This window comes from Nocardioides sp. (assembly GCF_041600255.1).
Taxonomy (GTDB): Bacteria; Actinomycetota; Actinomycetes; order Propionibacteriales; family Nocardioidaceae; genus Nocardioides.
In genome coordinates this window covers 1-26,970 of the sequence record NZ_JBFIKK010000033.1, presented here as the reverse complement: position 1 = coordinate 26,970, position 26,970 = coordinate 1, and the positions used below count along the sequence as shown (strand labels likewise).

Sequence of the window (26,970 nt, the reverse complement as noted above, 5' to 3'; positions counted from 1 at the left end):
GCGCTCGGGAGGGGAGTGCTGAGATCTGGGAACGCCGCCCTCGGTCGCGGAGCTCCCCTGTTGGTAGGCCCCGTGGGACTCGAACCCACAACCAAGAGATTAAAAGTCTCCTGCTCTGCCAATTGAGCTAGGGGCCCGGGAGGTGGGACAACAGCCCGGACTTCCCTCGGGTCCGGTCCCAAGACAGCTCCGGTGCGGTTCTCCCACGTTCAGGCGAGCCAAAGTATGCCTTCTGAGCACCATGCGCCCGCTCGTGGGCCTGCCGGTGGCGGTGGCGCGCGCGTAGCTCTCCGGGTCGCTAGCCTGTGCCGGTGACCGACCTGGATCAGATCGCCGAGCTGCTGTCCGACTTCCCGGTGACGGTGGAGGTCCCGGTCGCCTGGGGCGACATGGACGCGATGGGCCACGTGAACAACGTCGTCTACTTCCGCTACTTCGAAACCGCGCGGATCGAGTGCTTCGCCGAGCTCGGCCTGGGCTCCATCTCGGAGTCCGACGGCGTCGGGCCGATCCTGCACTCGGCGAGCTGCCGGTTCCGGATCCCGCTGACCCACCCCGACACCGTGACCGTCGGCGCCCGGATCGGGGACGTCGGCGAGGACCGGTTCGTCATGCACTACCGGGCTGTCAGCCATCGTCACGGTGCGGTCGCCGCCGACGGCGAGTCGCTGATCGTCACCTTCTCCTACGCGAACGCCACCAAGGCCCCCGTGCCCGAGCAGCTCCGAGAGCACCTGCTCGCCCTGCGTGCATCGGCCGGCTCGGGATCACGGTCGGGCGAGTGACCAGAGCGGGCTGATCCTGGGCGACTCGTGCTCCAGTCCGGCTTCGGCGAGCGCGGGCAGCAGGACGGCGTCGTGGAACCGCCGCATGTCCACCTCGGAGCGCCAGACGTCGCAGAGCAGGAAGCCGTCGCCGTCCGGTCGTGCGAGATGGACCATCAGCCCCTCGGGAGGTCCGCCCCCCGCGCGCATCGCCGTCTCCACGGCGGCATCGAGGGCGTCGTGCTGCTCGTGCGAGGCGTCCCGGATCCGTGTCTCGACGTAGATGGCCATCGCAGCTCCTCAGTCGCCCGCCTCGCCCGCGAGGCTCTCCAGGTCGAGGATCGTGAATCGTCCCCGGCCGAGCCGCAACCACCCGCGGTCGGCGTACTCGCCGAGCACCTTGGTCGCGGTCTCCCGCGACGTGCCGGCCAGGGCCGCCACCTGTTCGTGGGTGAGCGACACCTGGACGCCACGCGCCAACGGTCGGCGCGGCTGCTCCTCGGCCAGCAGGCACAGCGTGGAGGCGATCCGCTGGGGCACGCTCTTGAAGACGCTGTCGCTCAGCCGACGCTCGAGCTGGGCGACCCGGTTGCCCAGGATCTCCGAGATCCTGGCGGCGATCCGGGCGTCGGAGAGCAGCAGGCGTCGTACGTCATCGTGGCTCATCACGCAGACCGCGACGTCGTCGAGCGCCTCGGCGAAGTTGTCGTGCATCTGCTGGCCCAGGACCAGCATCTCGCCGAAGATCATCCCCGGCGTCACGATCGCGGTGGTCAGCGCTCGCCCGTCGGCGGAGACGCGGAAGATCCGCACCCGCCCGCGCTTGAGGATGAAGAGCCGCTCGACGGGCTCGGGCGGGGAGTAGAGCATCTCGCCGGCGCTGAACTCGGCCATCGGGGCAGCAGCGGCGATCACCCCCATCTCGGTGGGGGAGAGGTCGGCGAAGATCTCCACCTCGGACATGCAGAACAGGTCGTCGGCCGCCTGTCCACGACGCTCCACGTCAGCCATCTCCTCGCGGCGGCCGCCGGACCACGGCGACATCTCCGGGTGGTCGGGGCCGTCCAGCCCCGCCACCACACAGTACGACGACCGGGCGGTCGTCGCGGTGGATCGTTGCGGCGGACTCACCGGTGCTCCGCGTCCTGCGGTGCGCGGCTGCGACGCCGTCGGCCGAGGCGGCGAGCCCCCGAGGTGGCGACCCCGAGGACGACCAGGATCGCGAGCGCCACCGCGAAGTCGGGCGCGCCCCAGCTGTCGACGGCCTGGGCCATCCGCAGCTGGAGGTCGAGCGCGACGTCGATGACCGGGTCGTCGACGTCACCGCCGCGGAGCACCCGGATCTCCCACCAGCCGTACCACGCGACGTACGCACCGACCACGACCAGCAGCACCCCGCTGGCCAGCGGGATGAACCGACCGGCCCGGCGCATCCGGCCCACCAGCGAGGTCCGGGCCAGGGCCACGGCGACGGCGGCGGTGCCGACCACCAGCCCCATCCCACCGGCGTAGAGCAGGAAGAGAGCGGCTCCGGCTGCCATCGACTCGGACCGGAAGGCGGAGACCACGACCGCGAGGAACGGCGCGATCGTGCAGCTCAGCGAGGCCAGTGCGTAGGAGACCCCGAAGCCGAACATCGAGCGGACCGTGCCGGTGATCGGGGCACCACCCCGAGCCCGTGAGCGCGGACCGGTCAGGGAGCGGCCGGCGAGCAGCCATCCCCCGACGCCGACCAGGACCACGCCGAGCCCGATCGTGAACCAGGGCAGGTACTCCTGGACCGAGGAGGCCACCGGTGCGATGGCGAGCCCGAAGACCGCGAAGACGGCGGCGAAACCGGCGGTCATCGCAGCCGTCAGCTTCACCGCCCGGGCCACGGCCAGTGCCCGGCTTGCGTCCTCGGTCTGCAGCAGCATCGTCAGGTAGGCGGGGAAGAGCGCGAAGCCGCAGGGTTTGAGGGCGGCCAGCATGCCGGCGCCCAGGGCGATCGCCGCGGAGCCCTCGGGCATCTCAGGCCACGAGCTCGTCGACCAGGTCGGCCAGGACCCGGTCGTCGAGGTAGCCGTCGCGCACCACGGTGCCGTCGGCGTCGATCACCACGTAGCTGCTCTGGGCGCGGACGCCGAAGTGTCGCCAGACCGCGCCGTCCGGGTCGATCAGCTGGGTGGGAGCGGTGACCTCGCGGGCGTAGTCGACGATCGCGGAGGAGTCGGCGAGCCCGCCGACCCCGACCACGTTCACCCGGCCGTCGTACGTCTCGGCGAGGGCGCTCACTGCGCTGCTCTGGGCGCGGCAGGTCGAGCACCACGGCGCCCAGAACCACAGCACGGTCGGCTTTCCGGCCAGCTGTCCACCGTCGAAGCTGTCGCCGTCGACGGTCTGCGCGGTGAAGTCGAGGTCGGCCGTCGGTCCGTCGGCCACGGAGACGCCGCCGCCCGAGCCCGAGCCCGAGCCGGCGTCCGAGTCGGCGGGGTCGGAGCCCGCCGACGAGCAGGCGCCGAGGAGCAGGGCGGCGCCGAGAGCCAGGCTGATCAGCGTGGACGCGCGACGGTGCGTTCGGTGGGTCATGACTCCAGTGTGCTCGCCCGCGGATGACGCTTCCGTGACGGCGCTCACCGACCGAGGCCCCGCCCAGGCTCGACACTCGGGGGATGAGACAGCGTTGGGGAGTCTGGGGTGTTGCACTCGTGCTCGTCGCGACCGGTTGCGGCACCGGAGTCGGGGACGACCCCGATCCTGGTGCGAAGGCCTCGCAGGTGGAGCCCAGTGACCCGGAGGAGACGCCCTCGGCGCTGGACAACATGCGCAACCCCGCCTTCCCCGAGCCGCTGATCGACGTCGACCAGGTGCTGGACGGCGGCCCGCCGCCGGACGGCATCCCGCCCATCGACGAGCCGCGCTTCGACCGGGCAGCGGACGTCGACTGGTTGGCCGACAACGAGCCGGTGATGTCGTTGACGGTCGGCGCGGAGACCCGCGCCTATCCACTGCAGGTGATGACGTGGCACGAGATCGTCAACGACACCGTCGGCGGCACGCCCGTGGCCGTCACCTACTGCCCGCTGTGCAACTCCGGGGTGGCCTTCGAGCGCGAGGTCGGCGGCCGGGTGCTCACCTTCGGCACGTCGGGACGCCTCTACGCCGACAACCTCGTCATGTACGACCGCCAGACCGAGTCCCTGTGGCCCCAGCTCACCGGCGAGGCCTCGATCGGGGTGCTGACCGGCGAGAAGCTGGCGGCGATCCCGATGGGCGTCGTTTCCTGGCAGGAGTTCCGCGAGGCGTTCGGCGACTCGCTGGTGCTGAACCGGCGGACCGGCCACGATCGTCCCTACGGGCAGAACCCCTACCTCGGGTACGACGACCTCGACAGCATGGTGCCGTTCCGCCTGCCCGAGGACCCGGACGACCGCCTGGTGGTGAAGGAGCGGGTGATCGGTCTCGCGCGGGGCGACGACGTCATCGCGGTCCTGCGCAGCTCACTGGTGGGCGCCGAGCCCCGGATGCTCGAGCTCGACGGCACCGACGTGGTGCTCTGGCACCGGCCCGGGCAGTCGTCCGCGCTGGACACGGGCACGATCAGCAAGGGCGCCGACATCGGCTCGGTGGGAGTCTTCGAGACCGCGATCAAGGGCCGCGAGCTGACCTTCGCCCGCCAGGGCAACGGGTTCCGCGACGCCGAGACCGGCACCCGCTGGAACGTCCTGGGTCAGGCCACGTCCGGCCCGCTCGCCGGCAAGCGGCTCACTCCGGTCGTCCACCTCGACACGTTCTGGTTCGCCTGGGTGACGTTCCACCCCGAGACCGAGCTCATCCGCTGAGCCCGTCTCAGGGCGTGAGACCACGCCGAGGCAGCGGTTCCTCGCCGGAACACGTGGCCGACGATCCCTCGCGCTGATCCCCGGCGTCCCGGATACGGCCACGGTGGCCACCGAGATCACCGTGCTGGGCCGACGCCGGGACGGCTCGAACGCGGCGTCGAGAGGCCCCCGCGGACACCCCGCATGGGGTCCGTCAGGAGGGTTCGTAAAGAAAAGTGCTCCGGGAATCTGGTCCCGGGCTGATCAGTTGGTACTGTCGTAGTTGCAACAGGTGCAAGTTCCAGCAGGTCTGACGCCCGCGGAGTTTGTGATCCAACGGCGTTTCTTCTCATGGGTGCCAATCCAGGGTCGGAGCGACGTGTCACCGCATCTGATGCGAGGCCGTTGAAGTGATGGCCTTTCGCACCGATATAGGAGTACAGAGCAATGGCTCAAGGCACCGTGAAGTGGTTCAACGCCGAGAAGGGTTTCGGCTTCATTGCGCAGGAGGACGGCGGCGACGACGTCTTCGTGCACTACTCGGCGATCCAGACCCAGGGCTACAAGTCCCTGGACGAGAACCAGAAGGTCGAGTTCGACGTCACGCAGGGCCCCAAGGGTCCCCAGGCGGAGAACGTCCGCGCGATCTGATCGCGTAACGAAGACCGGGCAGCACCTGTCCACCAAAGTCTTCAGGCGAGGCCCCACCCGTTCGGGTGGGGCCTCGCTTCCATGTGAGGGGTACGTGATCCCCCTGACAGGTCAGATTCCGGGCCAGGGCGTTTCATTCTTGGAGGCGTCGGGCAGGCTGGGCGGGTGGCAACCGACCACCCACGACGGCAGAGGAGAGTGACCAGGTGCGGGATCAGTTCGACGTGAGCCTCGAAGACCCTGACCTCCTGGGTGAGGTGGAGTTGACCACCAACCTGATCATCGCGGCGAGCGAGGCGGATGATCCGCTGACCGACGCCCAGATCGACCAGATCCTCGGCGTGGACGACGCCCGACCCGCCCACGACTGACCGCTCACGTCCGGGGTCGAGAGCCACCGCCTCCCCCTTGAACGACATACCCCAGGGGGGTATGTTTGGTGCCATGACGGACCACGGTCACGGCTACCTCCATCGCAAGGACGACTACCTCAAGCGGCTGCGCCGGGTCGAGGGCCAGGCGCGCGGCCTGCAGCGCATGGTCGAGGAGGAGACGTACTGCATCGACATCCTCACCCAGGTCTCCGCGATGACGAAGGCCCTCCAGGCCGTCTCGCTCGGCCTGCTGGAGGAGCACATGCAGCACTGTGTCGTGAATGCCGCACGAGTCGGCGACGACGAGGCCCGCGAGAAGGTCGCCGAGGCCGTCGAGGCGATCGCCCGCCTGGTCCGTTCCTGATCCGTCACCCGCACGTCCGACCCGGAGGAGAACCGATGAGCACCACCACCGACTGGACCGTCACCGGCATGACCTGCGGCCACTGCGTGGCCAGCGTGACCGAGGAGATCAGCGAGATCGAGGGCGTCGAGAACGTCGCCGTCGACCTGCCCACCGGCACCGTCACCGTCACCAGCGCTCAGCCGATCGAGCGTGACCGGGTCGAGGCGGCCGTCTCCGAGGCCGGCTACTCCCTTGTCTGACACGGTCACCCCGGCGTCGAGCGCGAGCGTCGAGCTCGCGATCTCCGGGATGACCTGCGCCTCGTGCGCCAACCGGATCGAGCGCAAGCTCAACAAGCTCGACGGCGTGCAGGCCACGGTGAACTACGCCACCGAGAAGGCGAAGGTCACCTACCCGGAGTCGCTGGACCCCGAGCAGCTGCTGGCCACCGTCGCGGCCGCCGGCTACACCGCCGAGCTGCCGGCCAGCGCCCCCGTCGGTGACGAGCCCGGTGTGTCCGCCGGACCGGGAGACGGTGAGGCCGACGAGCTGCGCCAGCGGCTGGTCGTCTCGGCCCTGCTCACGGTCCCGGTCATCGCCCTGGCGATGGTGCCCGCGTGGCAGTTCACCAACTGGCAGTGGGCCTCGCTGACCCTGGCCTCGCCCGTCGTGGTCTGGGGCGCCCTGCCCTTCCACCGGGCCGCCTGGACCAACGCCCGGCACGGCAGCACCACCATGGACACCCTGGTCTCGATGGGGGTGCTCGCGGCGTACGGCTGGTCGCTGGTCGCGCTCTTCTTCGGCCACGCGGGCATGCCCGGGATGACCCACGAGTTCCGGTTCACCGTCGAGCGCACCGACGGCCTGTCGAACATCTACCTCGAGGTCGCGGCCGGCGTCACCACCTTCCTGCTCGCCGGCCGCTGGTTCGAGAAGCGCTCCAAGCGCCAGGCCGGCGCCGCCCTGCGGGCCCTGATGTCGCTCGGGGCCAAGGAGGTCGCCGTCCTGCGCGACGGCGTGGAGGTGATGGTCCCGGCCGAGCAGCTCGCGGTCGGGGACAGCTTCGTGGTCCGGCCCGGGGAGAAGATCGCCACCGACGGCCAGGTCACGTCCGGCACGTCCGCGGTCGACGCCTCGATGCTGACCGGCGAGTCCGTGCCGGTTGAGGTCGAGCCCGGCGACGAGGTCACCGGCGCGACCGTGAACGCCGGGGGCCGACTCGTCGTCCGCGCCACCCGGGTCGGTGCCGACACCCAGCTGGCCCAGATGGCCCGGCTCGTCGAGGAGGCGCAGAACGGCAAGGCCGAGGTGCAACGACTCGCCGACCGGGTCTCCGGCGTCTTCGTGCCCGCCGTGATCGCCCTCTCCCTGCTCACCCTCGCCGGCTGGCTGCTGGCCGGGGGAGGGGTCACCGCCGCCTTCACCGCTGCGGTGGCCGTGCTGATCATCGCCTGCCCCTGCGCGCTCGGGCTGGCCACGCCGACCGCTCTGATGGTCGGCACCGGCCGGGGCGCCCAGCTCGGCATTCTGATCCGCGGGCCCGAGGTGCTCGAGTCCACCCGCCGCATCGACACGATCGTGCTCGACAAGACCGGCACCGTGACGACCGGTCGGATGACGCTCGTGGACGTCGTCGCTGCGGAGGGCGAGGACGCCGACGTCGTACGACGGGTCGCGGCAGCACTCGAGTCCGCCTCCGAGCACCCGATCGCACGGGCCGTCGTCGCCGGTTCCGAGGGCCCGCTGCCGGAGGTCTCCGACTTCGCCAACCTCGAGGGGCTGGGCGTCCGGGGGCTGGTCGAGGGCCGCGACACCGTGCTCGGCCGACCGCGCCTGCTCGAGCAGCAGGGTCAGTCGGTGCCGGCCGAGCTCACCGCGGCGGTGGAGCGTGCCCAATCGGCCGGCCGGACCGCGGTCGTGGTCGGGTGGCAGGGCCGGGCGCGTGGCGTCCTGGTCGTCTCCGACACCGTGAAGCCCACCTCGGCCGAGGGACTCGACCGGTTGCGCGCGCTGGGCCTGGCGCCGGTGCTGCTGACCGGGGACAACGAACGGGCGGCCCGCGCGGTCGCGGCGGAGGTCGGGATCGACGAGGTGGTCGCCGACGTGCTGCCCGCCGAGAAGGTCGACGTGGTCAAACGGCTCCAGGCCGAGGGTCGGGTCGTCGCCATGGTGGGCGACGGGGTGAACGACGCCGCCGCCCTGGCCCAGGCCGACCTGGGGCTGGCGATGGGCACCGGCACCGACGTCGCGATCGAGGCCAGCGACCTCACCCTGGTCTCCGGTGACCTGCGGGTCGCCGCGGATGCGGTGCGACTGTCGCGCCGTACGCTCGGCACGATCAAGGGCAACCTGTTCTGGGCGTTCGCCTACAACGTCGCGGCGCTGCCGCTGGCCGCCGCCGGCCTGCTCAACCCGATGCTCGCCGGGGCGGCGATGGCGTTCTCGTCCGTCTTCGTGGTCACCAACAGCCTGCGCCTGCGCCGCTTCCGCTGAACCCGATGTCCGGCCCAGATGTCCGGCCCCGATGTCCGGCCCCGGGCATCGGGGTGGGTCTACGTTGGAGGTATGACGCTGGCTCTGGGGCTCGACGACGTGGTGAAGACCTTCGGGAACGTGCGGGCGCTGGACGGACTCGACCTGCACGTGGAGACCGGCGAGGTGCACGGTTTCGTGGGCCCCAACGGGTCCGGCAAGTCCACCACCATGCGGGTGCTGCTCGGACTGCTGCGCATCGACTCCGGGCGGGCGGAGCTGCTGGGGGGCGACCCGTGGCGGGAGGCGGCCTCGCTGCACCGCCGGCTGGTCTACGTCCCGGGAGACGTGAACCTCTGGCCCAACCTCACCGGGGGTGAGGTCATCGACCTGATGGGACGGCTGCGCGGGGGGCTGGACGAGGCGCGGCGTGCCGAGCTGATCGAACGCTTCGAGCTCGACCCCAGCAAGCGGGCCCGGACCTACTCCAAGGGCAACCGGCAGAAGGTGGCCCTGGTGGCAGCCCTGGCCTCGCGCGCCGAGCTGCTCCTCCTCGACGAGCCGACCGCCGGGTTGGACCCGCTGATGGAGGCGGCCTTCCAGGCCTGCGTGCACGAGGCGCTCGCCGACGGCGCCACCGTGCTGCTCTCCAGCCACATCCTCGCGGAGGTGGAGGCGCTCTGCGACAAGGTGAGCATCATCCGGGCCGGCCGGGTCGTGCAGAGCGGCACCCTGGCGGACCTGCGCCACCTAACCCGCACCACCGTGGTCGCGGAGACCGCGAGCCCGGTCGAGGGGCTCGAGGCGCTGGCCGGGGTGCACCGGCCGACCATCCACGACGGCCGGGTCACCTTCGACGTCGACACCGACCACCTCGACGCGGCGATGGCGCTGCTGAGCCGGGCCGGGGTGCTGTCCCTGACCGCCCACCCGCCGACCCTGGAGGAGCTCTTCCTGCGGCACTACGACGACGACGCGACCTCATGAGCTCCTTCACCGGCACCTGGCAGCTGACCCGACTGATCCTGCGCCGCGACCGGATCCGCCTGCCGATCTGGATCGTCTCCCTGGGCGCGCTCACCGGCGCCACCGCCCTGCTGGTGCCCGGGCTCTACACCACGCCCGAAGCGGTCGCCGGCTACGCCCGGGTCGCCGACTCGGCTGCCACCAGGCTGCTCAGCGGGCGGCCGGACGGCCTCGACAACGTCGGCGCGATCACGTCGTACGAGGTGTCGGTCACCGGCCTGATCGCCATCGCGCTGATGGTGATCTTCCTGGTGGTGCGACACACCCGCGCGGAGGAGGAGGCGGGCCGGGCCGAGCTGCTGCGGGCCACGGTCCTGGGTCGGCACGCCGGCACGGCCGCGGCGATGATCGTCGCGACGGCGGCCTCCCTCGTGCTCGGGGTGGTGGACGCCGTGCTGCTGGTCGTCGGCGATCTCGAGGTGGCCGGCTCGGTCCTGCACGGGGCCACGTTCGCGGCGACCGGGCTCGTCTTCACCGCGGTGGCCGCGGTCACCGCGCAGATCACGGTCTCCGCCCGCAGTGCCCGGGGAATGGCCGGCGCAGTGCTGGCCGTCCTCTTCGTCGTGCGTGGGATCGGGGACGTCGCCGAGAACGCGCTGACCTGGCTCTCCCCGCTGGGATGGGCCCTGATGGCCCAGCCGTACGGCGCCGCTCGCTGGTGGGTCCTGGTGCCGCTCGTGCTGCTGGCCGCGGTGCTCTTCCTGCTCGCTGCCTGGCTGACCGCCCACCGCGACACCGGCGGCGGCCTGCTGCACCCCCGACCCGGCCCCGAACGGGCCCGCCCCTCGCTGAGCACCGGTGTCGGGCTGGCCTGGCGCCTGCAGCGCGGCAGCGTCGTCGGGTGGGCGGTCGGCCTGGTGCTGTTCGGAGCGCTGGCGGGCACGGTCGGCCCCGAGGTCAACGAGATGCTCGAGTCCAACCCGGAGCTCCAGCAGTTCTTCGCGCTGACCGGGGGGAGTCCGGCGGACGCCTTCCTGGCCACGATGTTCGCGCTGATGGCGGTGGCGGTCGCCGGGTACTCGGTCGCCTCCGTGAACCGGCTGCACAGCGAGGAGGCCGCGGGGCGCGCGGAGGCGCTGCTCTCGACCGGACTGTCGCGGTCCCGGTGGGCCGTGGGCTCGCTCACCGTCACCCTGGTGACCACGGTCGGGCTGATGGTCCTCGGGGCGCTGGCCGCCGCCATCGGGTTCTGGCTGACCGGGGCCGAGTCGGCGGGCTTCGGGCGCATCGTCGCCGCCGGTGTCGTGCAGGTCCCGGGCACCCTGGTGCTCGCCGGGATCGCGGTCCTGCTGACCGGCTGGTGGCCGCGCCGCACGCTCGCGTCGTACGCCCTGGTGGCGTGGGTCTTCGTGCAGGTCTACCTCAGCGCCCTGCTGAAGTTCCCCGACTGGCTCAACGCCCTCTCGCCGTATGACCACCTGCCGCTGATGCCGGTCGAGCCGTTCGCCGCGGTGCCGACGTTCACGGTGCTGGCGCTGGCGCTCGCGCTGGCGGTGCTGGGTGTGATGGGGCTGCGGCGCCGCGACGTGGCCTGACCGCACCCCGGGGATTCGGGGCCGACCCGCGCACGGCGGTAGGTTGGGCCGCCATGGCAGTTCACGACGACCCCCGACCCCGACGCACGTTTGCGGTGATCAGCCACCCCGACGCCGGGAAGTCGACCCTCACCGAGGCGCTCGCCCTGCACGCGGCGGTCATCTCCGAGGCGGGCGCCGTGCACGGCAAGGCCGGGCGCCGGGGAACCGTCTCCGACTGGATGGAGATGGAGCGGGCCCGCGGCATCTCGATCACCTCCGCCGCCCTGCAGTTCACCTACCGCGACCACGTGGTCAACCTGGTCGACACCCCCGGTCACTCGGACTTCTCCGAGGACACCTACCGGGTGCTCTCCGCCGTCGACTCGGCCGTGATGCTGGTCGACGCCGCGAAGGGCCTCGAGCCGCAGACCCTGAAGCTCTTCCAGGTCTGCGCCCACCGGGGCATCCCGGTGATCACGATCATCAACAAGTGGGACCGTCCCGGCCTCGACCCGCTCGAGCTGATGGACTCCATCGAGAAGCAGATCAAGCTCAAGCCGACCCCGCTGACCTGGCCGGTCGGCGTCTCCGGGGACTTCCGCGGCGTCCTCGACCGCCGCAGCGGCGGCTTCATCCAGTTCACCCGGACCGCCGGCGGCGCCACCCGGGCGCCCGAGAAGCACATGGACGCCGACGAGGCCGCCGAGGTGGCCGGGGAGGCGTGGGAGAGCGCCACCGAGGAGCACGAGCTGCTCAGCGCCGACGACGCCGACCACGACCAGACGCGCTTCCTGGCCGGCGAGACCACCCCGGTGCTCTTCGCCTCCGCCCTGCAGAACTTCGGTGTCGCCCAGCTCCTCGAGATTCTGCTCGAGCTCGCCCCGCCGCCCTCGGACTCGCCCGGCCTCGACGACGTGGTCCGCCCGGTCGACGGCGACTTCAGCGCCTTCGTCTTCAAGGTCCAGTCCGGCATGGACTCCGCCCACCGCGACCGGCTCGCCTACGCCCGGGTCTGCTCGGGCGTCTTCGAGCGCGGCATGGTCGTCACGCACGCCGGCACCGGTCGCCCCTTCGCCACCAAGTACGCCCAGGCCGTCTTCGGGCGCGAGCGCTCCTCGGTCGAGCTGGCGCTGCCCGGCGACGTGATCGGCCTGGTCAACGCCTCCTCCCTGCGCGTCGGCGACACGATCTACGCCGGCGAGCCGGTGCGCTACCCGCCGATCGAGAGCTTCGCCCCCGAGCACTTCTCCACCTGCCGGGCCGCCGACACCAGCCGCTACAAGCAGTTCCGCAGCGGCATCGAGCAGCTCGACCAGGAGGGCGTCGTCCAGGTGCTCCGCTCCGACCTGCGCGGAGCGCAGAACCCGGTGCTCGCCGCGGTCGGGCCGATGCAGTTCGAGGTCGTCGTGGCCCGGATGGAGGCCGAGTTCAAGGCCCCGGTCAAGCTGGAGTCGCTCGCCTACAGCGTCGCCCGCCGTACCGACGCCGCGGGCGCGGAGATCCTCGCCGGCGTCCGCCAGGTCGAGGTGCTCGAGCGCTCCGACGGCACCCTGCTCGCGCTCTTCCCGGACATCTGGCGGGTCCGTTCGGTGACCCGCGACCATCCCGATCTTCTCCTCGAGGCTCTGCCTGCCAGTGGCAGCTAGACCCTCGCCCACCTTGCGCATGACGCGCTGACTCCCGGAAAGGGACAGAACACCCATGAGCCACCCGCACCCAGAACTCCAGAAGCCCCCGAAGCTGCCGAAGAACGGCCTCCGCGTCGTCGCCCTCGGCGGGCTCGGCGAGATCGGTCGCAACATGACCGTCTTCGAGTACGACGGCCAGCTGCTGATCGTCGACTGCGGCGTGCTCTTCCCCGAGGAGCACCAGCCCGGCGTCGACGTGATCCTGCCCGACTTCAGCTGGATCCGGGACCGCCTCGACAAGGTCGTCGCCGTCGTGCTGACCCACGGTCACGAGGACCACATCGGGGGCGTGCCCTACCTGCTGCGTGAGCGCGCCGACATCCCGCTGATCGGCTCCAAGCTGACCCTGGCGCTGATCAAGGAGAAGCTGAAGGAGCACCGGATCCGTCCCGAGCTCCGCGAGGTCAAGGAGGGCGCGAAGACCACGCTCGGCAACTTCGACCTCGAGTTCCTCGCGGTCAACCACTCCATCCCCGACGGTCTGGCCGTCGGCATCCGCACCGGTGCCGGGCTGGTCCTGCACACCGGCGACTTCAAGATGGACCAGTTCCCGCTGGACCAGCGGATCACCGACCTGCGCGGCTTCGCCCGCCTCGGCGAGGAGGGCGTCGACCTCTTCCTGACCGACTCCACCAACGCCGAGGTGCCCGGCTTCACCACCTCCGAGCGCGAGCTCACCCCGGCCATCGAGCAGGTCTTCCGGACCGCTCCGCGCCGGGTGATCGTCTCCAGCTTCGCCAGTCACGTGCACCGCATCCAGCAGGTCCTCGACACCGCGCACGCGCACGGCCGCAAGGTCGCCTTCGTGGGCCGCTCGATGGTCCGCAACATGGGCGTCGCCCAGGACCTCGGCTACCTCAACGTGCCCGAGGGCCTGATCGTGCCGCTCGACCAGCTCGAGCGGCTGCCCGCCAACAAGGCCACCCTGATCTGCACCGGCTCGCAGGGCGAACCGCTGGCCGCGCTGTCCCGGATGGCCGCGCGCGACCACAAGATCCGGGTCGGCGAGGGCGACACGATCCTGATGGCCAGCTCGGTCATCCCGGGCAACGAGAACGCCATCTCCAACGTGATCAACGGGCTCACCCGCTGGGGTGCGAACGTCGTGCACAAGGGCAACGCCAAGGTGCACGTCTCGGGTCACGCCAGCGCCGGCGAGCTCGTCTACTGCTACAACATCATCAAGCCCAAGAACGTGATGCCCGTGCACGGCGAGTACCGCCACCTGCGCGCGAACGCGGACCTGGCGATCAAGACCGGCATGGACCCGAAGAACGTCGTGCTCGCCGAGGACGGCGTCGTCGTCGACCTGGTCGACGGTCACGCCAAGATCACCGGCAAGGTCCAGGCCGGGCTGGTCTTCGTCGACGCCCAGCAGGTCGGCGGCGTCACCGAGGCCACCCTGAAGGACCGGCGCACGCTGGCCGAGGAGGGTGTCGTCACCGTCCTCGCCATCGTCGACGCCGACACCGGCAAGCTGGCCGACCCGCCGGACTTCCTGGTCCGTGGCTTCGTGCACGAGCCGAAGGCCTTCGACCCGGCCGTCCAGGTCATCGAGCGGACCCTCGCCCGGGCCGCCTCCGAGGGCATCGGCGACGCCCACCAGCTGGAGCAGATGATCAGCCGCGACATCAGCCGCTGGTCGCACAAGACCTTCCGCCGCAGCCCGCTGATCATCCCGATCGTCATCGACGCCTGAGCGTCGCCGATCAGCTGAGCAGCACACGATCGACCCGGGTCCGGAGCTTCGGACCCGGGTCGTCGTACGTCGTCAGCAGGCGGCGAAGAGGACCGGGCCGGCGCTGAGGTCCGACAGGACGTAGGCGCCCTCGCGGGGGACCAGGTCGAACCGGACGATCCGGCCCTCGGCGGTGACCGCGTCGACCCGGAACCGGTCGGTGAAGTCGCCGCCCTGCCCCGGCGCCGGGCCGGCGACCAGGACGGCGCGGGTGTCGGCGTTGGTGACCGCCTGGTCGTCGTTCTCGAACGCCATCGCGACCCGGACGTCGCCCCCGGGCAGCACCGACATCGCGAACCCGCGGATCGGGTTGACCTTGCCCGCCTGCTCCAGCAGCTCGGCCGCCTGGTCCTGGTCGGCCTCATCGGCCTGGCTCATCGCGAGCGCGGTGCAGGTGTAGGTGCCGTCGTACACGGAGGCGGAGAGCGCGTCGGCGGAGGCGTCGACGACCTCGGCGAGGTCGCCCTCGACCCCGTCCCCGAGCTGGTCGAGGGCCGTGTCGAGGAACGCGGCGTTGTCGCTGCTCAGCACCAGGCCCTGCCCCTCGTCGAGCGCGAGGTACTGCAGCTCGGGGGTGAGGTTCGGCCCGATCGTGGTGAGCAGGTCGTCCCCGCCGCGCCACACGCCGGCCTCGTCGGAGGGACGGCTGTAGCCCAAGGCCTCGATCCGGTCGCCCAGGTCGTCGAAGTCGGTGCCGTCCGGCAGCTGCACGATCACCACGGCGCCGTTGCTGGACTGGCTGAAGATCTCCCAGTCCACGGTCGCCGGGGAGAAGCCGAAGCGCGCCTGCATCACCGGTGCGGACTCGACCAGCGCCGAGGTGGAGGTCAGGTCGGCGTCGTAGCCCTGCGCCAGGAAGTCGCTGACCTCGTTGACCGAGGAGTCGGCGTCCAGTCGGACGTCGAGCTGGTCGCGGACGCTGCCCCAGTCGGTCCAGGAGAGTCGCTCGGAGTCCGCGGGCACCAGGTCCGCGGCCCGCTGGAAGTCGCTCCGGTGGGCCTCGCGCCACCACAGGGTGCCGAGGACGGCGATCAGGGTGAGGGCGACGAGAGCTGCCACGACCCCGGTCGTGAGACGTTTCGACACCTGGGCTCCTGTTCCGCATCGGGGTGGTGTGAGACTAGCGGCATGGCCCAGAAGCGGGTGGCGCAGCAGGCCCCCACGACTCCCCAGACGAGGACCATGTTCTCCGACGTCCAGGCGGCCGGGGTCGTGGTCTTCCGGCCGGGCCGCGAGGTGCTGCTCGTGCACCGCCCGCGCTACGACGACTGGTCGTTCCCCAAGGGCAAGCTCGACCCCGGCGAGCACCGCACCACGGCGGCGGTGCGCGAGGTCGCCGAGGAGACCGGCGTACGGGTCCGCCTGGGGGCACCACTCGCCTCGCAGCGCTACCCCAACGGCGCCCGGATGAAGAGCGTGCACTACTGGGTCGGCCGGGTGGTCGGGGACGACGACGTGTCGGGCTACCCGTTGAACGACGAGATCGACGCCGTCGAGTGGGTGCCCTACGACCAGGCGCTGGAGCGGCTGACCTACGAGCACGACGTCGACACGCTGCGGGAGGCGAAGAAGCTCCGCAAGGCCACCCACGCGGTCGTGGTGTTGCGCCACGGCAGCGCCCAGACGCGGAAGAGCTGGACCGGCGACGACCGGCGCCGCCCCCTCGTGGAGGCGGGCCGCCGCCAGGCCGAGCAGCTGGTCCCGCTGCTGGCGGCGTACGGCGTGACCCGGGTGGTCAGCTCGCCGAACCAGCGCTGCCTGCAGACCGTGAACCCGTACGTCGATGCCACCGGCCTGTGTCTGGAGGAGTGCGACGCCGTCAGCGAGGAGGGGTCGACGCCGGAGGGCGTGACCGCGGCCGTCGAGGCGCTGGTGGAGGGCGACGACAACGGCGTCCTGTGCACGCACCGGCCGGTGCTGCCCGCGGTCCTCGACGCGCTGGGGGTCGCGGAGCTGGAGCCGCAGCTGGAGACCGCCGAGATGATCGTCGCGCACGTGCGCAAGGGCCGGATCGTGGCGCTGGAACGGCACGGCGTCTGAGGTCGAGAGGTCGATGCTCGCGGTCGGCCCTGTCAAGGCTCCCGGGCCGATTTCATGTGATGGTCGTCTCGTTCCCGCCTCAGCGGGGTCCGGTGGACGGGGCGAGTTCACCCCGCGTTCACCGACGGCCGCCGAACCGGTCACTTCGGCTGCCTACGTTCTCGGACGTCAGCACTCCACAGACACCAGGAGACACGAAGTGAACCGCACTTCCATCCGCCGGGCCCTCGTGCCCGGTATCGCCGCCCTGACCCTTGCCCTGTCCTCGTGCGCAGCAGGCAACGAGGCGGGCGGCTCCAACGGTGAGAGTGGCTCGGGCCTCTCCGGTTCCATCGCCGGCGGCGGCGCCTCCTCGCAGGAGAAGGCCCAGGCCGCCTGGCGCGCCGGCTTCCAGGGGGAGAACCCCGACGCGACCGTCAACTACGACCCGGTCGGCTCCGGCAGCGGCCGGGAGAACTTCATCTCCGAGGCGTACCTCTTCGCCGGCACCGACGCGGCGCTGAGCGACGAGGAGGGCGAGCTGGCCGCGGCCGACAAGCGCTGCGGCGGCGACGTCATCCAGATCCCCGCCTACGTCAGCCCGATCGCGGTCGTGTTCAACCTCGACGGCATCGACTCGCTGAACCTCTCCGCTCCGGTGATCGCGAAGATCTTCGCCGGCAAGATCACGAAGTGGAACGACCCGGCGATCGCGGCCGAGAACGACGGCGTCGACCTGCCGAACATGACGATCACGCCGGTGCACCGCCAGGACGACTCGGGCACCACGGAGAACTTCACCAAGTACCTCGAGGCCGCCTCCGACGGCGCCTGGTCCCACGAGCCCGACGGTCTCTGGCCGGCTGCGATCAAGGGCGGCGAGGCCGCTGACGGCACCTCCGGCCTGGTCGGTGCCGTGAGCAGCGGTCAGGGCACCATCGGCTACGCCGACGACAGCGCCGCCGGCGACCTCGGCGTCGTCGCGGTCAAGGTCGGCGACGAGTTCAACACCCCGTCCGCCGAGGGCGCCGCCAAGGTCCTTGCGGTCTCCCCGCGGGTCGAGGGCGCCTCCGAGTCCAACATGGCCCTCGAGCTGGACCGGGCGACCACCGAGTCGGGCGCCTACCCGGTCCTGCTCGTGTCGTACCTGCTGGCCTGCTCGACGTACGCCTCGGCCGACGACGCCGAGTTGGTCAAGGGCTACCTGACCTACGTCGTCTCGACGGAGGGCCAGGAGGCCGCCGCCGGTGAGGCCGGCTCCGCTCCGCTGGAGGCTTCGATCCAGGAAGAGGCCATGGCTCTCGTGGAGTCGATCTCGGCCAAGTAGGGTCGTGCTCGTCACGAAGCCCGCCGTTGTGCGGCGGCCCCTCACCGGGCCGCCGCACAATCGTGTCTGATTCGTCAGGAGTCCTGTGTCAGCCCCCGTGTCACACCAGAAGCCGCCTCGCCGTTTCGGCGACCGCGTCTTCGCCGGCCTGGCCGTCACCTCCGGTGGCGCCATCATGCTGGCGTTGGCGGGTGTCTTCGTCTTCCTCGCCATCGAGGGATACCCCGGCCTCTCGGTCGACGAGTCGTTCTACCGCCCGGCCACGACCTTCCTGGGGTACGTCGGCCCGCTGGTCTACGGGACGACGCTCGCCGCGGTCCTCGCGCTGGTCATCTCGGTTCCGTTCGCGATCGCGATCGCGCTGTTCATCTCGCACTACGCGCCGAAGCGGATCGCGGCCCCGGTCGCCTACATCATGGATCTGCTGGCCGCCGTACCGAGCGTCGTCTACGGCCTCTGGGGCGGCGGCGTCCTGGCCGGCAGCATCCGACCGGTCCAGGGCTGGCTGCACGAGCACCTCAGCTTCCTGCCGTTCTTCGCCGGCCCGCCGTCCGCCACCGGTCGCACCCTGCTCACCGCCGGTGTCGTGCTGGCGATCATGATCCTGCCGATCACCACCGCGATCTGCCGTGAGGTCTTCGCGCAGACGCCGCGGCTCAACGAGGAGGCGGCGCTCGCCCTGGGTGCCACCCGATGGGAGATGATCCGGCTCGCCGTCTTCCCCTACGCGCGCTCCGGCATGGTTTCGGCCGTGATGCTCGGCCTGGGCCGGGCCCTGGGCGAGACGATGGCCGTGGCGATGGTGCTCTCGGCCTCGCCGATCGTGACCCTCAACCTGATCTCCAGCGACAACCCGGCGACGATCGCCTCCAACATCGCGGTGAACTACAAGGAGGCCAGCCCGGACAAGCAGGCCGTCCTGATCGCCACCGGCCTGGTGCTGTTCGCCTTCACGTTCGCGGTGAACTTCCTGGCTCGCTACATCGCCGGGCGCAGTGAGCGGAGGATGGGCCGATGACCGTCGTCGAGGAGCAGCGCCCCGCTGCCATCGCCCTGACGGGCCCGCGCCTGCCGAAGTGGGCGCCCGTGCTGATCGGTGTCATGGCCGTCGCCGTGGCCGCGTTCGGCCTGTTGATCGGGACCTCGCTCGCGCTCGCCGTCTTCCTCGGGGTGGCCGCCTTCACGGTCGGTCTCCCGCTCTGGGCCTACACGGTCGAGGGTCGTCGTTCGGCGGTCGACCGGCTGGCCACCACGCTGGTCTGGGCGGCGTTCGGCGCGGCCCTGCTCCCGCTGGCCTGGCTGTTGGTCACCGTCGTGACCAACGGCGCCCCGGTGCTCAGCCCGGAGTTCATGACCTACTCCATGCGCAACGTGATCGGCGACGACCAGGGCGGGCTCTACCACGCCCTGATCGGAACGCTGCTGGTCACCGGCATGGCGACCCTGATCTCGGTGCCGGTGGGCATCTTCGCCGCGATCTACCTGATCGAGTACGGCAAGGGGAAGCGGCTCGCGCGCGTGCTGACCTTCCTGGTCGACGTGATGACCGGCATCCCCTCGATCGTGGCCGGCCTCTTCGCTCTCTCGCTCTTCGTGCTGATCCTGGGCCCCGCCGTGCGCTTCGGCTTCGGGGGTGCGGTCGCGCTCTCGTTGCTGATGATCCCGACCGTGGTCCGCTCCACCGAGGAGATGCTGCGGTTGGTGCCCGACGACCTGCGCGAGGCGTCGTACGCCCTGGGCGTGCCGAAGTGGCGCACGATCGTCGGCGTCGTCATCCCGACCGCCTTCGGCGGCATCGTCACCGGTGTCGTGCTGGCGATCTCGCGGGTGATCGGTGAGACGGCGCCGCTGCTCGTGGTGGCGGGCTTCACCGACTCGGTGAACACGAACCTGTTCGACGGGCGGATGATGACCTTGCCGGTCTTCATCTACACGCAGTACACGACCTCGACCGACAAGGGCCTGAGCTACGCCTGGGCCGGCGCCATGGTGCTGATCATCATCGTCATGGTGCTCAACCTCCTGGCTCGCGTCATCGGAAAGATCTTCGCCCCCAAGACCGGGCGCTGAAGGAGATATTGGACATGGCCAAGAGCATCGACGTCTCGGACCTGAACATCTACTACGGCGACTTCCTCGCCGTGGAGGGTGTCAGCATGACCATCAAGGCGCGCTCGGTGACCGCGTTCATCGGCCCGTCGGGGTGCGGCAAGTCGACCATGCTGCGCTCGCTCAACCGGATGCACGAGGTGATCCCGGGGGCGCGCGTGGAGGGCAAGATCATGGTCGACGGTCAGTCCCTCTACGACCCCTCGGTCGACCCGGTCGCCGTACGTCGTCAGATCGGGATGGTGTTCCAGCGGCCGAACCCGTTCCCGACGATGTCGATCTACGACAACGTGCTGGCCGGCAACCGGCTGAACGCCAAGAAGCTGAAGCGGTCCGAGGCCGACGACATCGTCGAGCGTGCGCTCAAGAGCGCGAACCTGTGGGCAGAGGTGAAGGACCGGCTGAACAAGCCCGGCATGGGTCTCTCGGGTGGTCAGCAGCAGCGGCTGTGCATCGCCCGTGCGATCGCGGTCGAGCCGCAGGTGCTGCTGATGGACGAGCCGTGCTCGGCGCTCGACCCGATCTCGACATCGGCCATCGAGGACCTGATCCACGACCTCAAGTCGGACTACACGATCGTGATCGTGACCCACAACATGCAGCAGGCGGCGCGGGTCTCCGACGACACCGGCTTCTTCAACCTCAAGGCGACCGGCGAGCCCGGCCACCTGGTCGAGTTCAACCCGACCGAGAAGATGTTCACCACCCCCGACCACGAGTCGACCGAGGCGTACATCTCCGGCCGCTTCGGCTGACCTGCCACTTGTGGTTGCCGCAAGGCCGCTGACCTGCCCCGTGTGGTTGCTTTATACCTACCGACCCGTCACTTCTGGCCACCAGAACTGACGGGTCGGCGGCATTTCAGCAACCACAAGTGGCAGGTGGGCTGTTTGTGAGCAACCACAAGTGGCAGGTCAGGGGAGCTGGAAGACGAACTTCAGGATCCAGTAGAGCGACGCGGCCACCAGGCCGGCCATCGGGAAGGTCAGCACCCAGGCGGTCACGATCGAGCGGGCCACCCCCCAGCGGACGGCCGAGAAACGCTTGGTGGCGCCGACGCCCATCACCGCCGAGGTGATCGTGTGCGTGGTCGAGATCGGCGCCTCGAAGGCGTACGCCGTGGTGTACAGCACCGAGGCGGCCACCGACTCGGCGGCGAAACCCCGGGGCGGGTCGAGGTCGATGATCCGGCGTCCGAGCGTGCGCATGATCCGCCAGCCGCCGGCGTACGTGCCCAGCGAGATCGCCGCGGCCGCCGACGCGATCACCCAGAACGGCAAGCCGTCACCCTGGGCGACGTACCCGCCGGTGAGCAGCGCCAGGAAGATCACGCCCATCGTCTTCTGCGCGTCCTGCAGCCCGTGGCCGAGCGCCATGGCGGCGGCCGAGGCGGTCTGGGCGAGCTTGAAGCCGCGGTTGGCCCGGGACGGGGACACCCGACGGAAGATCCACATGATCGCCACCATCACCACGAAGGCGAACGAGAACGCGAAGATCGGCGAGACGATCATCGGGATCACGACCTTGTCGATCACCTTGGACCAGTTGACCCAGGTGGCGGAGGCGAGCGCGGCGCCGACCAGGCCGCCGATCAGCGCGTGCGAGGACGACGAGGGCAAGCCGTAGTACCAGGTGATCATGTTCCACGCGATCGCCCCGAGCAGACCCGCCATCACCACCACGAGACCGCTCGTGCCGGACGGAGGATCGATCACCTCCGAGACCGTGGTGGCGACCTTCTGGCCGAGGAACGCACCCACGAAGTTCATCACCGCGGCCAACCCCAGGGCCACCCGCGGGGTCAGCGCGCGGGTGGAGACGGACGTCGCGATCGCGTTGGCGGCGTCGTGAAAACCGTTGGTGTAGTCGAAGACGAGGGCAACGACGACCACCGCGACGATGATCGCGAGCTCCACCGGTCAGGACTCCTTGACGACGATCTGCTCGACCGTGTGAGCCACCGACTCGAAGGCGTCGATCGCGCTCTCCAGCGACTCGACGATGTCCTTCAGCTTCAGCACCTCCATCGCCTTGTACTCACCGCTGAACAGGTGGGCCAGCATCCGGCGGTGGTTGCGGTCCCCGACGTTCTCGAGTCGGTTGATCTCGATCCAGTACTCGTCGAGGCCCTTCATCGACTTCAGGTCGGGCATCGCCTCGGCCGTGATCTCGGCGCAGCGCTGGATCACCTCGACCTGGTCGGACAGCTCCGGCGGCAGTACGGCGACCTCGTAGAGCAGGATCAGGTCGACGACCTCGTCCATCATGTCCATCACGTCGTCCAGACCGGAGGCCAGCGCGTAGATGTCCTCCCGGTCGAACGGCGTCACGAAGGTGCTGTTCACCCGCCGGACGATCGCGTGCGTCGTCTCGTCGGCGGCATGCTCCGCCTCGCGCATCCGACGGGCCACGTCCTCGCGGTCGGCCGTGTCGCTGAGCATCTCGGTGAGCAGTTCGGCACCGCCCACCAGATGCTGGGCGGCCTCGCTGAAGAGGTCGTAGAAGGTCGCGTCGATCGGGCGGAACTTCAGACGCACGGGGGACTCCTGATCGGGCAGGGGGAGAACGCGCTCATGCTAGGGGGTGCGCGCGCCTGGTTGTCCAGCCCCGCTCCGCCGCCCGTCTGGACGCGGTCTCAGCCGCCACCCGCGCGACGACGTCGCTGGTGCTCGATGAGCGACTCCTGCAGGTGCTTGGTGCCGTCGTTGCTGGTCCAGGTGCCCTCCGGGCCCAGCACCCAGGCGCTGGTGTCCGGGTCGAAGGCGAGGTCCAGCAGACCGGCGATGGCGGCGAGATCCTCCTCACCGGGCAGGCGGACGAGCACCTCGACCCGTCGGTCGAGGTTACGGTGCATCATGTCGGCCGAGCCCAGCCAGGCCTTGGGCTCGCCACCGTTCTCGAACCAGAAGACGCGACTGTGCTCGAGGAACCGCCCGAGCACCGATCGGACCTCGATCGTCTCCGACAGCCCGGGCACCCCGGGGCGCAGCGAGCAGATCCCGCGCACCAGCATCTGGACCTCCACGCCCGCCTGCGAGGCGAGGTAGAGGGCGTCGATGATGGCCTCGTCGACCACCGAGTTGGCCTTGATCCTGATCCGGGCGGGTCGACCTGCCCGGTGGTGTGAGATCTCCTGGTGGATCTGGTCGATCAGGCCGGTGCGGACGGAGTCCGGCGCCACCAGCAGCTGTTCGTACGACGCGTTGCGCGAGTAGCCGCTCAGGTTGTTGAACAGGTGGGCGACGTCCTCGCCGATCCGTTCGTCGGTGGTGATCAACCCGAGGTCCTCGTAGCTGCGGGCGGTCTTGCCGTTGTAGTTGCCCGTGCCGATGTGGGTGTAGCGACGGATGCCGTCGGGCTCGTCACGGACCACCATCGAGAGCTTGCAGTGGGTCTTCAGCCCGACCAGGCCGTACACCACGTGGCAGCCGGCCTGCTCCAGCTTCCGCGCCCAGCGGATGTTCGCCTGCTCGTCGAAGCGCGCCTTGATCTCGACGATCACGAGCACCTGCTTGCCGGCCTCGGCGGCGTCGACCAGGGCGTCGATGATCGGGGAGTCGCCGGAGGTGCGGTAGAGCGTCTGCTTGATGGCCAACACGTGCGGGTCGGCGGCCGCCTGCTCGATGAAGCGCTGCACGCTCGTCGCGAACGAGTCGTAGGGGTGGTGCAGGAGCACGTCGTGACGCCGGGTGGCCTTGAAGACGTCCACCGGTGCGGACGACTCGACCTCGGCCAGCTTCGGGTGCGTGGTGGGCACGAAGGCCGGGTACTTGAGGTCCTCGCGGGCGAGGTCGGCGATGCCGTGCAGGCCCCGGAGGTCGAGCGGGCCGGGCAGCCGGAACACCTCGTCCTCGGTGACACCCAGCTCGGAGATCAGCAGGTCGAGCACCGGGGGAGCGATCGACTCCTCCACCTCGAGGCGGACCGGCGGGCCGAAGCGCCGTCGCAGCAGCTCCTTCTCCAGCGCGGCGAGCAGGTTCTCGGCGTCGTCCTCCTCGACCTCGAGGTCCTCGTTGCGGGTGACCCGGAACGAGTGCACCTCCAGGACCTCCATGCCGGGGAACAGCCGCTTGAGGTGCTCGCGGATCACGTCCTCCAGCGGCACGAAACGCTGGTTGTCGAGCGGGACGAAGCGGTTGAAGATCGGCGGGACCTTGACCCGGGCGAAGTGCTCCTTGCCGGTCTTGGGGTTGCGCACCAGCACCGCGAGGTTGAGCGAGAGCCCCGAGATGTAGGGGAACGGGTGGGCCGGGTCGACCGCCAACGGCGTCAGGACCGGGAAGACCCGCTCCTTGAAGAGCTTCTTGCAGTACTTCTGCTCCTCCTTGTCGAGCTCGTCCCAGCGGACCAGCTCGATGCGCTCCTCCTTGAGCGCCGGCACGATCACCTCGCGGAAGAGCCGGGCATGTCGCTCCAGCAGGGCGCGCGACTCGGTCCAGATCTGCTCGAGGACCTCCCGCGGCAGCAGCCCCGAGGCTGCCCGCACGGCCACCCCGGCTGCGATCCGACGCTTCAGGCCGGCCACCCGGACCATGAAGAACTCGTCGAGGTTGCTGGTGAAGATGGCCAGGAAGCGCACCCGCTCGAGCAGCGGGAGCGTCTCGTCCTCGGCGAGCTCGAGGACCCGCTGGTTGAAGTGCAGCCAGGAGAGCTCACGGTCCAGGAAGCGGTCGTCGTACTTTTCCACGGCGGCGAGCGCCTCGTGGTCGGGGACGTACGGCGGCTCGACGTCGAAGGTGTCGCCGCCGGCAGGCTCGTCGGGGGGTACGGCGAGGGGGGTGGCGGCGGTCTCCTGGTGCATGAGGCCAGTGTGACATCCGCCGCGGACAGCCCATCTCGTGGAGCAATGCGGGTTGACCCGTACTGGATGGGGTACAACGGTGGCGTGAAATCTTCGTCTGGTCTGGGTGTCTACCGCAGACTGCGGCCACACCCGTCCAGTGTCGGGGAGGCGCGCAGGCTGATTCGCGACGAGCTGGCGATGGCCGGCCGCGAGGACCTGGTGGACACCGCCGAGCTGCTGGTCAGCGAGGTCGTGACCAATGCGCTGGTCCACGCCGGCACCCCCATCGACGTGACGGCTCGCGTCGGTGAGGACGGGCTGCGCGTCGAGATCGGCGACGGCAGCGCGCAGCTCCCGGTCCTGCGGCACGGCGCGACCCTTTCCGGGACCGGTCGCGGCCTGCGGATGCTGCAGCGGATGGTGCAACGCTGGGGCGCCCACTCGCGCGGCGACGGCAAGACGGTGTGGTTCGAGCTCGAGACCGGTGACTACGAGAACGAGGCCGTGGCGGTCGAGCCCGACGCCCCGCGCCGCGACGGGCGTCGTCCGCGTGGGGCCAACACCGTCGAGGTGGTCCTGCTCAACGTCCCGCTGTTGCTGCACGTGGCGTGGCGTGAGCACGTCGCGTCCCTGCTGCGTGAGCACCTGCTCTTCTCCTTGGACGACGAGTCGACGGCGGTTCTGCAGGACCACGCGGCGGCCAGCGAGGCCGTCGCCCTGCTCGGGGAGCAGCTGCCCGACCCGGGTCTGGTCGAGGACGCCGAGGAGCTGATGGCCAACGCGATCGAGCCGGGCGTCTCCAGCCCGCGCGAGGTGCTCTCGATCCCGGTGGCGGCCCTGGAGAACTTCCGGGTCCTGGAGCGGACGCTGGATGCTGCCCTGCAACTCGCGGAGGCGGGCGAGTTCCTGACGCCGCCCACCCAGCCCGAGATCCGCGCCTTCCGCGGCTGGATCTGCGGCGAGATCGAGCGCCAGAGCGGCGGTGGGGCCCCGTCGCCGTGGACCCATGCGCGCGAGGCGGCCCCCGCCACCGCCAGACTGCCGTTGACCTGGTCGCCCGAGACCGTCAGCCTCTCGCAGAAGGCGCTGGTCGCCGCGGACGACACCAACCGGATCGTCGCCGTCAGCGGCTCCGCGCTCGACATCCTGCGCTACGCAGACGCCGACGAGCTGGTCGGGAGGCGGCTGGTCGCGATCATCCCGGAGCGCTTCCACCAGGCCCACCTGGCCGGTTTCACCCTGCACCTCTCCACGGGGCGCGCGCCGCTGCTCGGGCGGCCGGTGACGGTGCCGGTGCTCTGTGCCGACGGCACCGAGATCCCCGTCGAGCTGCTGGTGCAGTCGGAGACGCTGCCCGGCGAGCGTCGCGTCTTCGTCGCCGAGCTTCGTCTCTGAGTCACACGATCGGCGCGGGCGATAGGTTGCCCGGGTGACCGACTCCCCCCTCGCCACCGCCCGCTCCCGCGTCGAGGCCCTCAGCCTCAGAACCGCACTGGCCCTGCCCGAGCGTCTGATGCGGCTGCTGGCCGGGCCCCCGGTGGTGATGGACGGCCAACAGCTCGCCACCGACCTCCAGCTCTCGCTGCGGCTGCAGCGGGTCGCCAGGGTGCCGGGCGCCGAGACGTTGCCGATCCCCGAGGGTCGCCTGGCGGTGCTGCACCACAGCGCGATGGCGGGTGGGACGCAGCCGATCGGCACGGTGCGCGACCTGAAGCTGGGCGACCTGCCGGGCCGGCTCTACGTCCCCGAGGGCGCCCCGGACGTCGGCCCGCTGCTGGTCTTCTTCCATGGCGGCGGCTTCATGTACGGCGACCTCGACTCCCACGACGCCTCCTGCCGGTTCCTGGCCGAGCGGGCGGGAGTCCGGGTCGTCGCGGTCGACTACCGGATGGGTCCCGAGGACCCGTTCCCCGCGGCGTACGACGACGCGGTGGCGGCGTACTCCTGGGTTGTCTCGCACGCCGAGACCCTGGGGGCCGACCGCGCTCGCCTGGCGGTCGGTGGGGACTCGGCCGGCGGCAACCTGGCGGCTCTCGTGGCGATCGCGGCCGCTCATCGGGGCGAACCGCTCGCCTTCCAGCTGCTGGTCTACCCGATGACGGATGCGCTGCACGAGACGCCGAGCTACGAGCTGTTCCGCGAGGGCTTCTACCTGACCACCCGGTTCATGGAGCTGGCCAACCAGAGCTACCTGGTCGACGGCCAGGACCCGCGGGACCCGCGTGTCTCGCCGCTCTTCGCCGACCTGCCGTCGGGCCTCGCGCCGGCGTACGTCGTGACGGCCGGCTTCGACCCGCTGCGCGACGAGGGGGAGGCCTACGCGCGCAAGCTCGCCGAGGCCGGGGTCCGGGTCGAG

The 26,970-nt window shown here is 70.5% G+C and carries 26 protein-coding genes and 1 tRNA gene; 18 read left to right on the top strand and 9 right to left on the bottom strand.

The window, feature by feature from the left end:
* Nucleotides 1-61: 61 nt before the first annotated feature.
* Nucleotides 62-137, bottom strand: a tRNA-Lys gene (locus tag ABZE72_RS06195).
* Nucleotides 138-311: 174 nt separating this feature from the next.
* On the opposite strand from ABZE72_RS06195, the gene ABZE72_RS06190 reads away from it, so the two are divergent.
* Entirely contained in the window at nt 312-785 is a 474-nt protein-coding gene (locus tag ABZE72_RS06190) for an acyl-CoA thioesterase (RefSeq protein ID WP_372728151.1), read from the top strand.
* Here ABZE72_RS06190 and ABZE72_RS06185 read toward each other — a convergent pair.
* Genes ABZE72_RS06185 through ABZE72_RS06170 form a run of 4 tightly spaced genes read right to left on the bottom strand, consistent with a single transcriptional unit; the run spans nt 768 to nt 3,332 of the window.
* Nucleotides 768-1,055 carry a hypothetical protein gene (locus tag ABZE72_RS06185; RefSeq protein WP_372728150.1) on the bottom strand — a complete coding sequence of 96 codons (288 nt, stop codon included), beginning with the start codon at nt 1,053-1,055 and terminating at the stop codon, nt 768-770. The genes ABZE72_RS06190 and ABZE72_RS06185 overlap by 18 nt on opposite strands.
* A gap of 9 nt (nt 1,056-1,064) precedes the next feature.
* Entirely contained in the window at nt 1,065-1,895 is an 831-nt protein-coding gene (locus ABZE72_RS06180; RefSeq protein ID WP_372728149.1) for a Crp/Fnr family transcriptional regulator, read from the bottom strand.
* Nucleotides 1,892-2,773, bottom strand: coding sequence for a cytochrome c biogenesis CcdA family protein (locus ABZE72_RS06175; RefSeq protein WP_372728148.1), 882 nt, complete (start codon nt 2,771-2,773; stop codon nt 1,892-1,894). Before ABZE72_RS06175 ends, ABZE72_RS06180 begins: the two co-directional genes overlap by 4 nt.
* A gap of 1 nt (nt 2,774) precedes the next feature.
* Nucleotides 2,775-3,332 carry a redoxin family protein gene (locus tag ABZE72_RS06170; protein WP_372728147.1) on the bottom strand — a complete coding sequence of 186 codons (558 nt, stop codon included), beginning with the start codon at nt 3,330-3,332 and terminating at the stop codon, nt 2,775-2,777.
* A 188-nt stretch (nt 3,333-3,520) separates the two neighbouring features.
* Here ABZE72_RS06170 and ABZE72_RS06165 point away from each other — a divergent pair, with 188 nt between their 5' ends.
* The 10 genes from ABZE72_RS06165 (at nt 3,521) to ABZE72_RS06120 (ending at nt 14,337) form a co-directional block, all read left to right on the top strand.
* Nucleotides 3,521-4,585 (top strand): DUF3179 domain-containing protein, encoded by a 1,065-nt coding sequence (locus tag ABZE72_RS06165; RefSeq protein WP_372728146.1) that lies wholly within the window; start codon nt 3,521-3,523, stop codon nt 4,583-4,585.
* Nucleotides 4,586-5,011: 426 nt separating this feature from the next.
* Nucleotides 5,012-5,215 (top strand): cold-shock protein, encoded by a 204-nt coding sequence (locus ABZE72_RS06160; protein ID WP_122818838.1) that lies wholly within the window; start codon nt 5,012-5,014, stop codon nt 5,213-5,215.
* Between the two features lie 224 nt (nt 5,216-5,439).
* Nucleotides 5,440-5,586: a hypothetical protein gene (locus tag ABZE72_RS06155; protein WP_372728145.1), complete on the top strand. Its 147-nt coding sequence runs from the start codon at nt 5,440-5,442 to the stop codon at nt 5,584-5,586.
* A gap of 73 nt (nt 5,587-5,659) precedes the next feature.
* Nucleotides 5,660-5,953: a metal-sensitive transcriptional regulator gene (locus ABZE72_RS06150; protein WP_372728144.1), complete on the top strand. Its 294-nt coding sequence runs from the start codon at nt 5,660-5,662 to the stop codon at nt 5,951-5,953.
* Between the two features lie 35 nt (nt 5,954-5,988).
* Entirely contained in the window at nt 5,989-6,195 is a 207-nt protein-coding gene (locus tag ABZE72_RS06145; protein WP_372728143.1) for a heavy-metal-associated domain-containing protein, read from the top strand.
* The gene (locus ABZE72_RS06140; protein ID WP_372728142.1) at nt 6,188-8,428 is read left to right on the top strand and encodes a heavy metal translocating P-type ATPase; all 2,241 of its coding nucleotides are present in this window, start codon (nt 6,188-6,190) and stop codon (nt 8,426-8,428) included. The genes ABZE72_RS06145 and ABZE72_RS06140 overlap by 8 nt, the downstream gene beginning before the upstream one ends.
* Before the next feature lie 72 nt (nt 8,429-8,500).
* A complete protein-coding gene (locus ABZE72_RS06135; RefSeq protein ID WP_372728141.1) occupies nt 8,501-9,394 on the top strand; it encodes an ATP-binding cassette domain-containing protein in 894 nt (297 codons plus the stop codon).
* Complete coding sequence (locus tag ABZE72_RS06130; protein ID WP_372728140.1) at nt 9,391-10,968, top strand: ABC transporter permease; 1,578 nt, start codon at nt 9,391-9,393, stop codon at nt 10,966-10,968. The genes ABZE72_RS06135 and ABZE72_RS06130 overlap by 4 nt, the downstream gene beginning before the upstream one ends.
* A gap of 53 nt (nt 10,969-11,021) precedes the next feature.
* Nucleotides 11,022-12,596, top strand: a complete 1,575-nt coding sequence (locus ABZE72_RS06125; protein WP_372728139.1) for a peptide chain release factor 3 — start codon at nt 11,022-11,024, stop codon at nt 12,594-12,596.
* Nucleotides 12,597-12,651: 55 nt separating this feature from the next.
* Nucleotides 12,652-14,337 carry a ribonuclease J gene (locus ABZE72_RS06120; RefSeq protein WP_372728138.1) on the top strand — a complete coding sequence of 562 codons (1,686 nt, stop codon included), beginning with the start codon at nt 12,652-12,654 and terminating at the stop codon, nt 14,335-14,337.
* A gap of 72 nt (nt 14,338-14,409) precedes the next feature.
* On the opposite strand, the gene ABZE72_RS06115 is transcribed toward ABZE72_RS06120, so the two are convergent.
* Entirely contained in the window at nt 14,410-15,462 is a 1,053-nt protein-coding gene (locus tag ABZE72_RS06115; protein ID WP_372728137.1) for a hypothetical protein, read from the bottom strand.
* A gap of 42 nt (nt 15,463-15,504) precedes the next feature.
* On the opposite strand from ABZE72_RS06115, the gene ABZE72_RS06110 reads away from it, so the two are divergent.
* The 5 genes from ABZE72_RS06110 to pstB all read left to right on the top strand — a co-directional run bounded on the left by ABZE72_RS06110 (nt 15,505) and on the right by pstB (nt 20,586).
* Nucleotides 15,505-16,416, top strand: coding sequence for an NUDIX domain-containing protein (locus tag ABZE72_RS06110; RefSeq protein ID WP_372728136.1), 912 nt, complete (start codon nt 15,505-15,507; stop codon nt 16,414-16,416).
* Nucleotides 16,417-16,615: 199 nt separating this feature from the next.
* Nucleotides 16,616-17,722, top strand: coding sequence for a phosphate ABC transporter substrate-binding protein PstS (locus tag ABZE72_RS06105; RefSeq protein WP_372728135.1), 1,107 nt, complete (start codon nt 16,616-16,618; stop codon nt 17,720-17,722).
* Between the two features lie 85 nt (nt 17,723-17,807).
* Nucleotides 17,808-18,740: a phosphate ABC transporter permease subunit PstC gene (pstC, locus tag ABZE72_RS06100; RefSeq protein WP_372728134.1), complete on the top strand. Its 933-nt coding sequence runs from the start codon at nt 17,808-17,810 to the stop codon at nt 18,738-18,740.
* Nucleotides 18,737-19,792 (top strand): phosphate ABC transporter permease PstA, encoded by a 1,056-nt coding sequence (gene pstA / locus ABZE72_RS06095; RefSeq protein WP_372728133.1) that lies wholly within the window; start codon nt 18,737-18,739, stop codon nt 19,790-19,792. Before pstC ends, pstA begins: the two co-directional genes overlap by 4 nt.
* A gap of 14 nt (nt 19,793-19,806) precedes the next feature.
* A complete protein-coding gene (gene pstB, locus ABZE72_RS06090) occupies nt 19,807-20,586 on the top strand; it encodes a phosphate ABC transporter ATP-binding protein PstB (RefSeq protein WP_372728132.1) in 780 nt (259 codons plus the stop codon).
* A gap of 159 nt (nt 20,587-20,745) precedes the next feature.
* Here pstB and ABZE72_RS06085 read toward each other — a convergent pair whose 3' ends face one another.
* The 3 genes from ABZE72_RS06085 to ABZE72_RS06075 form a co-directional block, all read right to left on the bottom strand.
* Nucleotides 20,746-21,747, bottom strand: coding sequence for an anion permease (locus ABZE72_RS06085; RefSeq protein ID WP_372728131.1), 1,002 nt, complete (start codon nt 21,745-21,747; stop codon nt 20,746-20,748).
* A gap of 3 nt (nt 21,748-21,750) precedes the next feature.
* The gene (locus ABZE72_RS06080) at nt 21,751-22,368 is read right to left on the bottom strand and encodes a DUF47 domain-containing protein (RefSeq protein ID WP_372728130.1); all 618 of its coding nucleotides are present in this window, start codon (nt 22,366-22,368) and stop codon (nt 21,751-21,753) included.
* Between the two features lie 98 nt (nt 22,369-22,466).
* Nucleotides 22,467-24,632 (bottom strand): RNA degradosome polyphosphate kinase, encoded by a 2,166-nt coding sequence (locus ABZE72_RS06075; protein WP_372728129.1) that lies wholly within the window; start codon nt 24,630-24,632, stop codon nt 22,467-22,469.
* 84 nt (nt 24,633-24,716) lie between these two features.
* Here ABZE72_RS06075 and ABZE72_RS06070 point away from each other — a divergent pair, with 84 nt between their 5' ends.
* Entirely contained in the window at nt 24,717-26,009 is a 1,293-nt protein-coding gene (locus ABZE72_RS06070) for an ATP-binding protein (RefSeq protein ID WP_372728128.1), read from the top strand.
* 34 nt (nt 26,010-26,043) lie between these two features.
* Nucleotides 26,044-26,970: alpha/beta hydrolase (locus tag ABZE72_RS06065; RefSeq protein ID WP_372728127.1), on the top strand; the 927-nt coding region annotated here is incomplete at its 3' end.

Excerpts from the sequence above, each read along its gene's own strand:
- ABZE72_RS06130 (WP_372728140.1), top strand. The coding sequence starts at position 9,391 with ATGAGCTCCTTCACCGGCACCTGGCAGCTGACCCGACTGATCCTGCGC.
- ABZE72_RS06110 (WP_372728136.1), top strand. The coding sequence starts at position 15,505 with ATGGCCCAGAAGCGGGTGGCGCAGCAGGCCCCCACGACTCCCCAGACG.
- ABZE72_RS06175 (WP_372728148.1), bottom strand. The coding sequence starts at position 2,773 with ATGCCCGAGGGCTCCGCGGCGATCGCCCTGGGCGCCGGCATGCTGGCC.
- pstB (WP_372728132.1), top strand. The coding sequence starts at position 19,807 with ATGGCCAAGAGCATCGACGTCTCGGACCTGAACATCTACTACGGCGAC.
- ABZE72_RS06160 (WP_122818838.1), top strand. The coding sequence starts at position 5,012 with ATGGCTCAAGGCACCGTGAAGTGGTTCAACGCCGAGAAGGGTTTCGGC.
- ABZE72_RS06125 (WP_372728139.1), top strand. The coding sequence starts at position 11,022 with ATGGCAGTTCACGACGACCCCCGACCCCGACGCACGTTTGCGGTGATC.
- pstA (WP_372728133.1), top strand. The coding sequence starts at position 18,737 with ATGACCGTCGTCGAGGAGCAGCGCCCCGCTGCCATCGCCCTGACGGGC.
- ABZE72_RS06145 (WP_372728143.1), top strand. The coding sequence starts at position 5,989 with ATGAGCACCACCACCGACTGGACCGTCACCGGCATGACCTGCGGCCAC.
- ABZE72_RS06185 (WP_372728150.1), bottom strand. The coding sequence starts at position 1,055 with ATGGCCATCTACGTCGAGACACGGATCCGGGACGCCTCGCACGAGCAG.
- ABZE72_RS06170 (WP_372728147.1), bottom strand. The coding sequence starts at position 3,332 with ATGACCCACCGAACGCACCGTCGCGCGTCCACGCTGATCAGCCTGGCT.
- ABZE72_RS06135 (WP_372728141.1), top strand. The coding sequence starts at position 8,501 with ATGACGCTGGCTCTGGGGCTCGACGACGTGGTGAAGACCTTCGGGAAC.
- ABZE72_RS06075 (WP_372728129.1), bottom strand. The coding sequence starts at position 24,632 with ATGCACCAGGAGACCGCCGCCACCCCCCTCGCCGTACCCCCCGACGAG.
- ABZE72_RS06120 (WP_372728138.1), top strand. The coding sequence starts at position 12,652 with ATGAGCCACCCGCACCCAGAACTCCAGAAGCCCCCGAAGCTGCCGAAG.
- ABZE72_RS06150 (WP_372728144.1), top strand. The coding sequence starts at position 5,660 with ATGACGGACCACGGTCACGGCTACCTCCATCGCAAGGACGACTACCTC.